This is a genomic window from Streptomyces barkulensis (genome assembly GCF_002843305.1).
Lineage (GTDB): Bacteria > Actinomycetota > Actinomycetes > Streptomycetales > Streptomycetaceae > Streptomyces > Streptomyces barkulensis.
Window position 1 is genome coordinate 90202 of the sequence record NZ_PGSG01000053.1, and the last position, 13602, is coordinate 103803.

The 13602-nt window shown below is 73.0% G+C and carries 16 protein-coding genes; 9 read left to right on the top strand and 7 right to left on the bottom strand.

The window, feature by feature from the left end; genetic code table 11:
- The first annotated feature begins 37 nt into the window (after nt 1-37).
- Together CUT83_RS10975 and meaB are read left to right on the top strand one after the other, a co-directional pair.
- Nucleotides 38-1264 (top strand): acetyl-CoA C-acetyltransferase, encoded by a 1227-nt coding sequence (locus CUT83_RS10975; protein WP_101255664.1) that lies wholly within the window; start codon nt 38-40, stop codon nt 1262-1264.
- Nucleotides 1265-1459: 195 nt separating this feature from the next.
- Entirely contained in the window at nt 1460-2419 is a 960-nt protein-coding gene (gene meaB / locus CUT83_RS10980) for a methylmalonyl Co-A mutase-associated GTPase MeaB (RefSeq protein ID WP_093847634.1), read from the top strand.
- 19 nt (nt 2420-2438) lie between these two features.
- Here meaB and CUT83_RS10985 read toward each other — a convergent pair whose 3' ends face one another.
- A complete protein-coding gene (locus CUT83_RS10985; RefSeq protein ID WP_101255665.1) occupies nt 2439-2990 on the bottom strand; it encodes a PepSY domain-containing protein in 552 nt (183 codons plus the stop codon).
- Nucleotides 2991-3113: 123 nt separating this feature from the next.
- On the opposite strand from CUT83_RS10985, the gene CUT83_RS10990 reads away from it, so the two are divergent.
- Together CUT83_RS10990 and CUT83_RS10995 are read left to right on the top strand one after the other, a co-directional pair.
- Nucleotides 3114-3779 carry a response regulator transcription factor gene (locus tag CUT83_RS10990; protein ID WP_101255666.1) on the top strand — a complete coding sequence of 222 codons (666 nt, stop codon included), beginning with the start codon at nt 3114-3116 and terminating at the stop codon, nt 3777-3779.
- Nucleotides 3780-3861: 82 nt separating this feature from the next.
- Nucleotides 3862-5397, top strand: coding sequence for a sensor histidine kinase (locus CUT83_RS10995; protein ID WP_420882476.1), 1536 nt, complete (start codon nt 3862-3864; stop codon nt 5395-5397).
- A gap of 11 nt (nt 5398-5408) precedes the next feature.
- On the opposite strand, the gene CUT83_RS11000 is transcribed toward CUT83_RS10995, so the two are convergent.
- The 5 genes from CUT83_RS11000 to CUT83_RS11020 all read right to left on the bottom strand — a co-directional run bounded on the left by CUT83_RS11000 (nt 5409) and on the right by CUT83_RS11020 (nt 9176).
- On the bottom strand, nt 5409-6266 hold the full coding sequence (locus CUT83_RS11000; protein ID WP_101255668.1) for a hypothetical protein: 858 nt from the start codon (nt 6264-6266) through the stop codon (nt 5409-5411).
- A gap of 184 nt (nt 6267-6450) precedes the next feature.
- Nucleotides 6451-6927, bottom strand: a complete 477-nt coding sequence (locus tag CUT83_RS11005) for a MarR family winged helix-turn-helix transcriptional regulator (RefSeq protein WP_101255669.1) — start codon at nt 6925-6927, stop codon at nt 6451-6453.
- Between the two features lie 68 nt (nt 6928-6995).
- Entirely contained in the window at nt 6996-7793 is a 798-nt protein-coding gene (locus tag CUT83_RS11010) for an AIM24 family protein (RefSeq protein WP_101255670.1), read from the bottom strand.
- Nucleotides 7790-8440, bottom strand: coding sequence for an AIM24 family protein (locus tag CUT83_RS11015; RefSeq protein WP_093847621.1), 651 nt, complete (start codon nt 8438-8440; stop codon nt 7790-7792). Before CUT83_RS11015 ends, CUT83_RS11010 begins: the two co-directional genes overlap by 4 nt.
- 97 nt (nt 8441-8537) lie before the next feature.
- Entirely contained in the window at nt 8538-9176 is a 639-nt protein-coding gene (locus tag CUT83_RS11020) for an AIM24 family protein (protein WP_101255671.1), read from the bottom strand.
- 84 nt (nt 9177-9260) lie between these two features.
- Here CUT83_RS11020 and CUT83_RS11025 point away from each other — a divergent pair, with 84 nt between their 5' ends.
- The 5 genes from CUT83_RS11025 to icmA all read left to right on the top strand — a co-directional run bounded on the left by CUT83_RS11025 (nt 9261) and on the right by icmA (nt 12737).
- Nucleotides 9261-9635: a DUF3817 domain-containing protein gene (locus CUT83_RS11025; protein ID WP_101255672.1), complete on the top strand. Its 375-nt coding sequence runs from the start codon at nt 9261-9263 to the stop codon at nt 9633-9635.
- A complete protein-coding gene (locus CUT83_RS11030; RefSeq protein WP_093847615.1) occupies nt 9632-9922 on the top strand; it encodes an MTH1187 family thiamine-binding protein in 291 nt (96 codons plus the stop codon). The genes CUT83_RS11025 and CUT83_RS11030 overlap by 4 nt, the downstream gene beginning before the upstream one ends.
- 100 nt (nt 9923-10022) lie before the next feature.
- Entirely contained in the window at nt 10023-10532 is a 510-nt protein-coding gene (locus CUT83_RS11035; protein WP_101255673.1) for a MarR family winged helix-turn-helix transcriptional regulator, read from the top strand.
- Between the two features lie 47 nt (nt 10533-10579).
- Complete coding sequence (locus CUT83_RS11040) at nt 10580-10918, top strand: DUF3817 domain-containing protein (RefSeq protein ID WP_101255674.1); 339 nt, start codon at nt 10580-10582, stop codon at nt 10916-10918.
- 118 nt (nt 10919-11036) lie between these two features.
- Complete coding sequence (gene icmA / locus CUT83_RS11045) at nt 11037-12737, top strand: coenzyme B12-dependent isobutyryl-CoA mutase large subunit (protein ID WP_101255675.1); 1701 nt, start codon at nt 11037-11039, stop codon at nt 12735-12737.
- Between the two features lie 160 nt (nt 12738-12897).
- Here the strand turns inward: icmA and CUT83_RS11050 are convergent, their stop codons facing one another.
- Entirely contained in the window at nt 12898-13569 is a 672-nt protein-coding gene (locus tag CUT83_RS11050; RefSeq protein ID WP_101255676.1) for a TetR/AcrR family transcriptional regulator, read from the bottom strand.
- Nucleotides 13570-13602 lie beyond the last annotated feature (33 nt).

Below are 13602 nucleotides of genomic sequence, written 5' to 3' on the forward strand. Positions count from 1 at the left end.
AACCCTCGTTAACTCCCTGCTCCGAAGGGGCCGCACCGTGACCGAAAAGACGAACCCCGAGACCCGTTCGGCGTCCGCCACCACCTCCGTGATCGTCGCGGGCGCCCGTACGCCCATGGGCCGCCTGCTGGGCTCGCTGAAGACCTTCTCCGGCGCCGACCTGGGCGGCTTCGCCATCAAGGCCGCCCTGGACCGCGCGGGCATCGGCGGGGACCAGGTCGAGTACGTGATCATGGGCCAGGTGCTCCAGGCCGGCGCCGGGCAGATTCCCGCGCGCCAGGCCGCGGTCAAGGCCGGCATCCCGATGAACGTCCCCGCGCTGACGGTCAACAAGGTCTGCCTGTCGGGCCTGGACGCCATCGCGCTGGCCGACCAGCTCATCCGCGCCGGCGAGTTCGACGTGGTCGTCGCCGGCGGCCAGGAGTCCATGACGAACGCCCCCCACCTGCTGCCGAAGTCCCGCGAGGGCTTCAAGTACGGCGCTGTGCAGATGCTGGACGCCATGGCCCACGACGGCCTGACCGACTCCTTCGAGAACGTCGCCATGGGCGAGTCCACCGAGAAGCACAACACCCGTCTGGGCATCGGCCGCGCCGAGCAGGACGAGATCGCCGCCCTCTCCCACCAGCGGGCCGCCGCCGCGCAGAAGAACGGCCTGTTCGACGCCGAGATCACCCCGGTGGAGATCCCGCAGCGCAAGGGCGACCCGATCCTGTTCTCCAAGGACGAGGGCATCCGGGCCGAGACCACCACCGAGTCCCTGGGCAGGCTGCGCCCGGCCTTCGCCAAGGACGGCACCATCACCGCCGGCACCTCCTCGCAGATCTCCGACGGCGCCGCCGCCGTGGTCGTGATGAGCAAGGCCAGGGCCGAGGAGCTGGGCCTGGAGTGGATCGCCGAGATCGGCGCCCACGGCAACGTGGCCGGCCCGGACAACTCCCTGCAGTCGCAGCCGTCCAACGCCATCCGCCACGCCCTGAGGAAGGACGGCCTGGAGGCCGGCGACCTCGACCTGATCGAGATCAACGAGGCGTTCGCGGCCGTCGCGGTGCAGTCGATGAAGGACCTCGGCATCGACCACGAAAAGGTGAACGTCAACGGTGGCGCGATCGCGCTGGGTCACCCGATCGGTATGTCCGGCGCGCGCATCGTGCTCCACCTCGCCCTGGAGCTCAAGCGCCGCGGCGGCGGTGTCGGCGCCGCCGCGCTGTGCGGTGGCGGCGGCCAGGGCGACGCCCTGATCGTGCGGGTGCCGAAGAAGTGACGGCGCGGTCGCACGGGCCCGTGACACCGCACACGACGGATGCGGGCCCGTGTGACCGGCGGCACGGCGGCGCGCGAGCGGCGCGGGAAGAATGACGGCTGGAACAGGTGGCCGACCACAGCGGCCGACCACAGCGGCCGACCGGCGGCCGACGAGGGCCGGCGACGGCCGAGTATCGCGAGGAGCGCAGCACGTATGGCGGTGGACGTCCCCGGACTGGTGGAGCAGGCACGGCAGGGCAGGCCCCGGGCCGTGGCCCGGCTGATCTCGCTGGTTGAGGGGGCGTCCCCGCAGCTCAGGGAGGTCATGGCGGCGCTGGCGCCGCTGACGGGCAACGCGTACGTCGTCGGTCTGACCGGCTCGCCGGGGGTGGGCAAGTCCACCTCCACCTCGGCGCTGGTGACCGCGTACCGCAAGGCCGGCAGGCGGGTCGGCGTCCTCGCGGTGGACCCCTCCTCGCCCTTCTCCGGCGGCGCGCTGCTGGGCGACCGGGTGCGGATGTCCGAGCACGCCTCCGACCCCGGCGTCTACATCCGCTCCATGGCCACCCGCGGCCACCTCGGCGGCCTGGCCTGGGCCGCCCCGCAGGCCATCCGCGTCCTGGACGCGGCCGGCTGCGACGTCGTCCTGGTCGAGACGGTCGGCGTCGGCCAGTCCGAGGTCGAGATCGCCTCGCAGGCCGACACCTCCGTCGTCCTCCTGGCGCCCGGCATGGGCGACGGCATCCAGGCCGCCAAGGCCGGGATCCTGGAGATCGGCGACGTGTACGTGGTCAACAAGGCCGACCGCGACGGCGCGGACGCCACCGCCCGCGAGCTCAACCACATGCTGGGCCTCGGCGAGGCACGGAAGCCCGGCGACTGGCGCCCGCCGATCGTCAAGACCGTCGCCGCGCGCGGCGAGGGCGTCGACGAGGTCGTCGAGGCGCTGGAGAAGCACCGCGCCTGGATGGAGGAGCGCGGAGTGCTCGCCGAGCGCCGCCGGGCGCGCGCGGCCCGCGAGGTGGAGACCATCGCGGTGACCGCGCTGCGCGAGCGCATCGGCGACCTGCACGGCGACCGGCGCCTGGAGGCGCTGGCCGAGCGGATCACGGGCGGGACGCTCGACCCGTACGCGGCGGCCGACGAGCTGGTGGCGGGGCTGACGGGGGAGTGAGCCCCGCCGGGGGCGGCCGTCAGTCCTCGCGGCGGTCGTCCCTGTCATCGCTGTCATCGCTGTCGTCGCTGTCGTCGTCGCTCCGGCTGTCGTCGCCGTCGTCCCGGCTGTCGTCGTCCCGGTCGTCGGCGTCGTCGTCCCGGCCGTCCGACCCGGCGCCCCGCTCCAGCACGTCGGCGCTGCCCGCGTCCACCGCGACCTCGTGCCAGGTGCCGTCCTCGCCCAGGACCTCGACCTCCCAGACCGGCCGGTCGCCGTCGTCGTCCTCCAGCTCGGCGGACTCCGCCGTGCCCGGTACGGCCTTCAGCGCGGCCGCGACGGCCTCCCGGAGGGTGACCTCGGCGCCGCGCAGCGTCCGCGACTCGTCCCGGTCGTCACCGCCCCTGTCGTCGTCCCGGCTGTCGTCGTCGCGGTCGCCGGCGTCGTCGTCCCGGTCACCGGTGTCGGCGCCGGCCCGCAGGCTCGCGGCCAGGGCGTCCTGAGCGGTGTCGTCGCCGGCGAAGGCGAGGGTGCTCCCGCCGACGGCGAGGGCGGCGGTGGCGACGGCGGCGACGACCAGCTTTCGGTTCATGGTTGGTTTCCTCCCTGGAGACGGGGTCTCGCGTCTGACGTGGAACACCGTCGCAGGGCGCGGCTGAAGGCATCCTGAAAGCACCTGAAGATCTCTTCAGGTCCCTTTTGGCAGGCTGACCCCATGCGCGTACTGATCGTGGAGGACGAGAAACGGCTCGCCCTGTCGTTGGCCAGGGGCCTGACGGCCGAGGGGTTCGCCGTCGACGTGGCCCACGACGGGACAGACGGGCTGCACCGGGCGACCGAGGGCTCGTACGACCTGATCGTCCTCGACATCATGCTGCCGGGCATGAACGGCTACCGCGTCTGCTCGGCCCTGCGCGCCGCCGGGGACGAGACGCCGATCCTGATGCTGACCGCCAAGGACGGCGAGTACGACGAGGCCGAGGGGCTGGACACCGGCGCCGACGACTACCTCACCAAGCCGTTCTCCTACGTGGTGCTGCTCGCCCGGGTGAGGGCGCTGCTGCGCCGTCGCACCCGGGGCGGGGCGTCCGTACTGCGGGTGGGCGGGCTGACCGTGGACCCCGCCGCGCGGCGGGTGACCCAGGAGGGGCGTGAAGTGGCGCTGACCGCCAAGGAGTTCGCCGTACTGGAGTACCTGGCGGTACGCGCCGGGGAGGTGGTCTCCAAGTCGGAGGTCCTCGAACACGTCTGGGACTTCGCCTACGAGGGCGACGTCAACATCGTCGAGGTGTACGTCAGCGCGCTGCGCCGCAAGCTGGGCAGCGCGGCGATCGCCACCGTGCGCGGCGCCGGATACCGGCTGGTGAGGACCAGTGCGTAGGCCCGTGCCCTCCCCGCTCGCCCGGCTCACCGTCCGGGTGCGCGCCGCGCTCGGCGCCACGCTCGTGGTGGCGGTGGCCCTGGTGGTCGCCGGGATCGCGGTGGTCGAGGTGCTCCGTGGGGGCCTCACCGAGAACGCCCGGCTGCACGCCGAGACCACCGCCCGCGAGGTCGCCGCCGGGGTCGCCGACGTGCCGGCGGACGAGGTGGCGGGGGTGGAGGCGCTGGCGGACGACGAGCCGGTGCAGGTCGTGGACGCCTCCGGCGCGGTGCTCGGAGCCGGTGAGCCGCTGCGCGGACGCGGGCCCGTGGCCGGCTTCAACCGGCCCGTCGAACCCCGGAAGACGCCCGCCGTCCCCTCCCCGGAGGACAGCGGCGGCGACGACCGGGACGACGACGGTGACGACGACGGTGACGACGACGACCGGGACGACGACGATGACCGCGACGACGGCACCACCCCGGCGCCGTCCGACGAGCCCGTCGCGGTGGACCGCAACAGCGTCACCCGGACCGTCGCCCTGCCCGTCGACGGGGACGGCGAGGTGACCTACGACCGCTCCCGGGCGGTGACGACGCAGGACTTCCGCCTGGTCGCCGTGCAGAGCGTCACCCGCGACCGCGTCCCCGTCACCGTCTACGCCGGCGCCTCCCTCGCCGAGCAGGAGGAGGCCGTCTCGACCGTCACCGGCACCATGCTCGCCGGGCTGCCCGCGCTGCTCGCCGTCGTCGGGGGCGTCACCTGGCTGGTCACCCGGGGCGCGCTGCGCCCGGTGGAGGGCATCCGGCGGGAGATGGCGGCCATCGCGGCCGGCAGCGACCTGTCCCGGCGCGTTCCCGAGCCACCCTCCCGCGACGAGGTGGCACGCCTGGCGCGGACCACCAACGAGACCCTGAGCGCCCTGGAGGCGTCCGTCGAGCGGCAGCGCCGCTTCGTCGCCGACGCCTCGCACGAACTGCGCAGCCCGATCGCCTCCCTGCGCACCCAGCTGGAGGTCGCCGCCGCCCACCCCGGGCTGCTCGACATCGACGGCGCGGTCCACGACACCGTACGGCTGCAGGCCCTGGCCGCCGATCTGCTGCTGCTGGCCCGCCTGGACGCCGGGGAGCGCCCCGGGGACGCGCGGGTGGACCTGTACGCGCTGGTGCGGGAGGAACTGGCGCAGCGCACCGGGGACCGGGTCACGGTCGTCCTGGAGGACGGCGAGGACGGCGAGGGAGGCGAACCGGTGGAGGTGGCGGGCTCGCGCGGCCAGCTCGCCCGGGTGCTCGGCAACCTCCTGGACAACGCCCGGCGCCACGCGGCCTCCCGCGTCCGGGTGCGGGTGGGCCGCGAGCACGGACAGGCCGTGCTGGAGGTCGCCGACGACGGCGCCGGGGTGCCGCAGGAGGAGCGGGAGCGGATCTTCGAGCGGTTCGTACGGCTGGACGACGCGCGCAGCCGGGACGACGGCGGCGCCGGGCTGGGGCTGGCCATCGCCCGCGACGTGGCCGCCCGGCACGGCGGCGGTCTCACCGCCGGCCGGGCGGCCGAGGGCGGCGCGCTGTTCACCCTGCGGCTGCCCGCCGCGGCCCCGGCCTCACCCGGACGGGCCGGGCGGGCCGGGGAGTCCGGGTAGCCCGGGCGGGGTTAGGGAACGTTGCTGTCGCCGATCCAGTCGAGGGTGTCGGTCCCGCCCCCGTCGTCCCACTTGATCTTGATGCTCTCGCCGTCCGAGGTCTTGCTGGCGGTACCGGCGATGTACTCCTCGTCGTCGCCCTCGCCGCACTTGAGCGCCATCCGGTAGCCGCGGCTCTGGTTCTCGCCGATCCCCACGCATATGCCGTCGCCGCCGAACTCGATCCAGGAGACCGAGTTCTTCCCCTCGGCCTCCCCGCTCTCGAACGCCTTGCCGACGGTCAGCGTCCTGGCGCCCTCGCCCTGCCACTGCCCCCTGAAGTCGTTTCCGGCGGGAGGCTCCCCGGCCGGTTCGTCGGTGGGCTCGTAGTCGTCGAGCGGATCCTCCGTCGTCTCCTCGGGGGTCGGCTCCGCCGTCTCCTCCGCCTCCTGCGTCGGTTCGGAGGAGACGCTCGGGGACGGGCTCACGGTGGCGGCTGCGCCGGGCTCGCCGTCGTCGTCGCCGACCGCCAGATAGACCCCGCCGCCGATGAGGGCGAGCGCCACCACGGCGCCGCCGACGATGAGGGCCACCCTGCCCTTCGCGCCCTTCGGGCCCCCGCCGCCCTGCGGGGGCGGCGGATAGGCGGCGTACGGGTTGGGCTGCCCGTAGGGCTGCTGGGGCGGCTGCCCGCCCGGGGGGTAGGCGTAGCCGGGCTGCCCGCCCTGGGGGTACGCCGCCGGGCCGCCGTAACCCTGCGGCGGCCCGGCCTGCGGCGGCCCGGCCTGCGGCGGCGGGGGCGGCGGCTGTTGGGGCTGCTGCTGCCCGCCCGGATACCGCGGAGGGCCGAAACCGTCGTGCGGGGGCTGGCCCGGTGGTGGCTGGCTCATCGGAGGTCACCTCTGGCGCGGGTCCGGCGGCAGAGGACCCTCCCGCTCGTCCGGTCCAGCGCTCCCCCGGAAAGGGCCGGTCAGCCGCGGACCCGCCGCGTCTTGTCCGTCACGGCAGTCGAGCGGGTCGCCCTCATCATCCCCCAAGAACCACCCCCGGGGCGCAGGGGTTCGGCGGGGCGCCTCAGCCGCGCCCGCGCAGTGACCGCAGATGCTCGGCGACCGGGACCAGCGAGCCGTGCAGTCCGTCGAGCGCCCCGGGCGGGAGCAGGTCGACGAAGTGGCGCCGCACGGAGGCGACGTGGTGCGGCGCCACCTCGCGCATCGTCCTCCAGCCGTGCTCGGTCAGCACCGCGAACAGCCCGCGCCTGTCGGACTCGCAGTTCTCCCGGCGTACCAGCCCGGCCTTCTCCATGCGGGTGATCTGGTGGGACAGACGGCTCTTGGACTGCAGGGTGGCGGCGGCCAGATCGCTCATCCGCATCCGGTGGTCGTCCGACTCGGAGAGGTTCACCAGGATCTCGTAGTCGTTCATGGTCAGCCCGAACGGCTGGAGGTCCCGCTCCAGTTGGTGCGTGAGGAGCCTGTTGACGTCGAGGTGGACGCGCCAGGCACGCTGCTCCTCTCCGCTCAGCCAGCGGGTTTCCTTGTCGCTCTCCATACCGTCGGACTCTACCCGGCGGCCGGGAGCGCTCTCTGCGCGGATCCTCACCACGGGAAGCGATCCGGTCACAGTCCGAAGCGGCGCTGGATGTCGCCCAACTGGCCCGGGAGCTGCGGCATCTGCTGCCCGCCGTGCCTGCCCTGCCCGCCGTGGCCGCCCGGTCCGCCGCCCGCGCCGGGGACGCCCGGCTGCGACGGCGGGGGCGTGCCGGTGTCCCGCTCCTCCATCAGCACCTCGGTCGACTGGATCAGCACCGTGCCCGCACCGGTGAAGTCGAACTGGTGCTCCTCGCCGGAGACGCCGCCGATCCCGGTCATCGCCCGCAGCCCCCCGAGCACGCCGCGCATGTACTGGTGGTCGTAGTGGTGGCAGGGCGAGGGGCAGTCCGCCCAGCCGACCAGCGCCTGTGGATCGACCCGCACCGGCGGCTCCACGAAGTGCACCTCGCCGTTGGAGGCCGCCACGAACTTCCCCGTCCCCAGCAGGGTCACGAAACCGGGGACGATGGACTGCTTCAGCGCCAGGCTCGGCTCGAAGGCCAGCAGGTTGCCCGAACGGATGGTGAGGTTGCCGTCCTCGAGATCGTAGGAGTTGACGTCGAAGGCGCGGTCGGCGAGCAGCATCCTGCCCCTGCCCTCGGCGACCACCCAGTCCGAGGCGTGCAGCGGGGAGTGGAAGCTGGTGGCGACCAGCCGGTCCAGGGGACCGTGGCCGATGCCGTTGAAGGTGATCTGCCCGTAGTAGGCGATCATCTTCCCCTTCTGCAGGAACCACCGGCCCGACAGGTCGACGCAGAACGCGTAGGGGTTGACGTTGTCGTTCGACGGCAGGGTGTGGGCGTCGTGGACGATCGGACCGTTCAAAGCTTCTCCTCGCTGGCCTGTACGAACACCTCGCCCTGCCCGGACAGCTCCAGCTGGAACGCCTCGCCCGAGCCGCGCCCGATCATGTCCCGCCAGCCGAGCGCCGTGGAGAGCTTGTTGCGTACGTCCCCGTGGTGGGCGACGTACGCCTGCGGGTCGACGTGGACGGGGCGGCCCGGGGCGATCGGGAGCCGGATCACCCCGCCGTGGGCCATCACGGCCACCGAGCCGTGCCCGGAGAGCGTCGTGGTGAACAGCCCCTGCCCGGTCACCTGGCCGCGCACCATGCCCATGACCCCGCCCTGGGAGCCCATGAACATCGTGCCCTGCTCCAGCGTCCCGTCGAAGGCGAGCAGCCGGTCGGCCTCCACGTAGAGGGTGTCGCCGGACAGTTCGACCACCTCGACGTGGTGGCCGCCGTGGCCGAACAGCACCGTGCCGTCGCCCTCGACCGTCATCAGCGGAGCCGCCTCGCCGGCCAGCCGCCGCCCGATCATCGAGCCGATGCCGCCCTGGCCGCCCTGGATGCTGGGGGTGAAGGAGACCTCGCCCTTGTACGCGATCATCGCGCCGCGCTGGCTGAACATCCGCTGCCCGGGCGCCACCCGGGCCTCGACCATCTTGGAACCGATCTCCCGGAACGGCATCAAGCACCCCCTTCGTGAGCTTCTCCGCCCGTGCGGCGCGGAGGTGCGGGTTTGGTGGGCGTCTGCGGGCCGGTGGCCGCACGTGCGTCGCTCACGGTCAGACATCACCGCCGATCGTGTTCCGTTCGCTGGGCTGGACGTAGACCAGTCCCTCGCCCTCGAAGCGGATCTGGAAGGACTCGCCCGACCCCTCGCCCATGAAGGTCCGGAAGTTCACGCCCGTCTGGAACTCCTGCCGCAGATCCCCGGTGTGGGCCACGTACGCGCCCGGGTCCACCTGGAGCGGCGTCTGCGGTGTGACGCGCAGCACCACCGCCGGGCCGTCCGACATCAGCGCGGCCGTGCCGGTGCCCTCTACGGTGGTGGTGAACAGGCCGTTGCCCTGGGAGGCGCCGCGCAGCCCGGTGAAGGTGGTGCCGGTGCGCAGGGAGCCGTCGGCGCACAGCAGGTTGCTGGACTCCACATGGAGCTTCTGCCCCTGGAGCGCCACCAGGGCGATGTCGCTCGCGCGGTCGGCGAAGTAGCAGGTGCCCTGCCCTTTCACCTCCATCATCTCCATCTGCTCGCCGGTGAGGCGGCGGGTGACCATGCCGCGCAGGCCCTCGCCGCCGCCGGTGAGCTTCTTGAAGGCCATCTGGCCGTCGTAGGCGACCATCGAGCCGTTCTTGGCCCTGACGGTGTCGCCTGCCAGGTCGACGGCGAGGACCTTGCCGCCTTGGAGTCGGAACTGAGCCACGGTGCGAATCTACCCGGACGCGGGTCTCCGGCGGGAGGCTGCCACAATGGCAGAGCTTGTGCATCCCTTCACAAAGGATCTCCCGTGGACCTCAAGACCGCTTCGGCGCTCCGCCGCCTCCGGCTCGTCTCCACCCCGGAGGCAGTCTCCTTCCTGCTGCTGCTGGTGTGCTCCGTGCTCAAGCGCACGACCGAGTTCAACGCGGTGCCGGTGATGGGCGCCGTCCACGGCGCTCTCTTCGTGCTCTACGTGATCTTCTGGCTGGACGCCTGGAACCGCGCCAGGTGGCCGCTGGGCCGCGCCGCGCTCTACTTCGCGCTCTCGGTGCTGCCCGGCGGCGGTTTCTACGCCGACAGGCTGCTGCGCCGCGAGACCGAGGCGAGCGTGATCGCCGCCCGGGCCCGCGCCGAGCGCGCCAAGCAGACCGAGCGCCCCCGTACGGGGGCGGTGGACGCGTGATCGTCGCCTTCTCGGTCACTCCGCTCGGGGTCGGCGAGGACGTGGGGGAGTACGTCGCCGACGCGGTGCGCGTGGTCCGCGAGTCCGGGCTGCCCAACCGCACCGACGCGATGTTCACCTCGGTCGAGGGCGAGTGGGAGGAGTGCATGGAGGTCGTGCGGCGGGCGGTGGCCGCCGTCGAGGCCCGGGCGCCGCGTGTCTCGCTCGTCCTCAAGGCCGATATCCGCCCCGGTGTCACCGACGGTCTGACCTCCAAGGTCGCCACCGTCGAGCGGCACCTGGGCTGACCGCCGGCCCCCGCCCGGCCGCCCGGCGGCGTCGCCGCCGGGCGGCCCGAGTGCTGAGACGGAGCTGACCACGATATGACCGGCCGGTAAGGTCGTAGCCGTGCCGAAGCCGCTCAGCCTGACGTTCGACCCGATCGCCCGCGCCGACGAACTGTGGAAGCAGCGATGGGGTTCCGTGCCCTCGATGGCCGCGATCACCTCGGTCATGCGCGCGCACCAGATCCTGCTCGCCGAGGTCGACGCCGTCGTCAAGCCCTACGGGCTGACCTTCGCCCGCTACGAGGCGCTGGTGCTGCTGACCTTCTCCAAGGCGGGCGAGCTGCCGATGTCGAAGATCGGCGAGCGGCTGATGGTCCACCCCACCTCCGTGACCAACACCGTCGACCGCCTGGTGAGGTCCGGTCTGGTGGCCAAGCGACCCAACCCCAACGACGGCCGCGGCACGCTCGCCTCCATCACCGACCGGGGGCGCGAGGTGTGCGAGGCGGCCACCCGCGACCTGATGGCGATGGACTTCGGGCTGGGCGCGTACGACGACGAGGAGTGCGACGAGATCTTCGCGCTGCTCAGGCCGCTGCGTGTGGCCGCGGGGGACTTCAGGGAGGGCTGAGCCGGGCCCCCGCCGGGTCCCGCGGAGCGCCGGTTACGCTCGTGTGCATGAAGAAGAGCGTGCTCACCCGCTACCGGGTGATGGCCTACGTCACCGGTGTCCTGCTGGTCCTGCTGGTCATCGGCATGATCGGCAAGTACCTGCTGGAGATGGACGGCGCCGAGGGCTTCACCTACGTCGTCAGCCTCGCCCACGGCTGGCTGTACGTGCTGTACCTGATCTTCGCCTTCGACCTGGGCTCCAAGGCGAAGTGGAAGTTCGGCAAGCTGGCCTGGGTGCTGCTCGCGGGCACCGTCCCCACCGCCGCGTTCTTCGTCGAGCGGAAGGTGTCGCGCGAGGTCGAGCCGCTGATCGAGGACGACGAGGCCGTCCCCGCCGAGGCCTGAGGGCTCCCCGGGAGCCCGGGCCCCGCGGTCGAGGCCCGCTGGACCGTCCGTGTGCGCCACGCCGCACCGGGCGGTCCTCCATCGACAATTACTTGGACGTCCTAGTAAATTTGTGCGTATGGACGCTGACGCCATCGCAGAGGGCCGCCGCCGCTGGCAGGCCCGGTACGACGCCGCACGCAAGCGGGACGCCGACTTCACCACGCTCTCCGGCGACCCCGTCGAGCCGGTCTACGGCCCCGCGCCCGGCGACACCGTCGAGGGGTTCGAGCGGATCGGCTGGCCCGGTGAGTTCCCCTTCACCCGCGGTCTGTATCCCACCGGCTACCGCGGCCGGACCTGGACCATCCGCCAGTTCGCGGGCTTCGGCAACGCCGAGCAGACCAACGAGCGCTACAAGATGATCCTCGCGGCCGGCGGCGGAGGGCTGTCGGTCGCCTTCGACATGCCCACCCTGATGGGCCGCGACTCCGACGACCCGCGCTCGCTGGGCGAGGTCGGCCACTGCGGTGTCGCCATCGACTCCGCCGCCGACATGGAGACCCTCTTCCGGGACATCCCGCTGGGCGACGTCACCACCTCGATGACGATCAGCGGCCCGGCCGTGCCGGTGTTCTGCATGTACCTGGTGGCCGCCGAGCGGCAGGGCGTGGACCCCGCCGTCCTCAACGGCACGCTCCAGACGGACATCTTCAAGGAGTACATCGCGCAGAAGGAGTGGCTCTTCGAGCCGGAGCCGCACCTGCGCCTGATCGGCGACCTGATGGAGCACTGCGCCCGGGGCATCCCGGCGTACAAGCCGCTGTCGGTCTCCGGTTACCACATCCGCGAGGCCGGCTCGACGGCCGCGCAGGAGCTGGCGTACACCCTCGCCGACGGCTTCGGCTACGTGGAACTGGGCCTCTCGCGCGGCCTGGACGTGGACGCCTTCGCGCCCGGCCTGTCGTTCTTCTTCGACGCGCACCTGGACTTCTTCGAGGAGATCGCCAAGTTCCGCGCCGCCCGGCGGATCTGGGCCCGCTGGATGCGGGACGTGTACGGCGCGAAGAGCGAGAAGGCGCAGTGGCTGCGCTTCCACACCCAGACCGCGGGCGTCTCGCTCACCGCCCAGCAGCCGTACAACAACGTGGTGCGCACCGCCGTGGAGGCGCTGGCGGCGGTGCTGGGCGGCACCAACTCCCTGCACACCAACGCCCTGGACGAGACCCTCGCCCTGCCCAGCGAGCAGGCCGCGGAGATCGCCCTGCGCACCCAGCAGGTGCTGATGGAGGAGACGGGCGTGGCCAACGTGGCCGACCCGCTGGGCGGTTCCTGGTACATCGAGGCGCTGACCGACCGGATCGAGGCCGACGCCGAGAAGATCTTCGAGCAGATCAGGGAGCGCGGACGCCGCGCGGTGCCCGACGGGCAGCATCCCATCGGCCCGATCACCTCCGGCATCCTGCGCGGCATCGAGGACGGCTGGTTCACCGGGGAGATCGCCGAGGCAGCCTTCCGCTACCAGCAGTCGCTGGAGAAGGGCGAGAAGAAGGTCGTCGGCGTCAACTGCCACACCGGCTCGGTCACCGGGGACCTGGAGATCCTGCGGGTCAGCCACGAGGTCGAGCGCGAGCAGGTGCGCGTGCTGGCCGACCGCAAGGCCGCGCGCGACGACGCGCGCGTGCGCGCCGCGCTGGACGGGATGCTGGCCGCCGCCCGGGACGGCTCCAACATGATCGAGCCCATGCTGGAGGCGGTGCGCGCCGAGGCGACGCTGGGCGAGATCTGCGGGGTGCTGCGCGAGGAGTGGGGCGTCTACACCGAGCCCGCCGGCTTCTGAGGCGGACCGGCGCGCGACCGGCCGCCGCGCGCCGTGCCGTGTTCCGGGCCCCGCCCGGCTCCCGTCCTTCCGGCACGGGAGCCGGGCCTCCGGCCTGTCACGGCAGGACGGAGGCCCGCCGGGCGGCATCAGAGCCGTCGTCCGGGGCCGTCCGGGGCCGTCAGGCGTCCACGGGGCCGCCAAGGCCGTCCGGGGCGGGCTCGGCGGGTCCGGCGGCGGAGGGCAGTCCGTGCAGCAGCAGGGCGGTCAGGGCGCGGGCCCACACCGGGGTGACGCTCTCCGCACTGACCAGTGAGCGGTGGACGACCGCGCCCGCGATCACGTCGAAGATCAGGTCGACGGCGCGGTCCGCCGCGGCGGCGCCCTCCGGGCCGGGCGGGTCGGGCGGGAGTTCGCCGCGGGCCTGGGCGCGGCGGCGGCCCTCGATCACCAGATGCTTCTGGCGCTCCACGATGGCGGTGCGGATGCGGGTGCGCAGCGCGTCGTCGCGGGTGGCCTCGGCGACGACGGCCATCAGGGCCGTCTTCGTCTCCGGCCGCTCCAGCAGCGCGGCGAAGGCGAGCACCACGTTCTCGACGTCCGCCCGCAGGCTGCCGAGGTCGGGCAGCGCCAGCTCGTCGAAGAGGACGGCGACGGCGTCCACGACCATCTCGCTCTTGTTCGCCCAGCGGCGGTAGAGGGTGGTTTTGGCCACCCCCGCGCGCATGGCCACGTCCCCCATGGTCAGCCCGCCCCACCCCAGCTCGACCAGCGCCGAGCGCGTCGCGTCGAGGATCGCGCGGTCGGCCGCGGCGCTGCGCGGCCTGCCCGTGCGTCGAGCGGAATCGGCCATGGGGTGACTGTAGCCGGGGCCGTGAGTTACGCT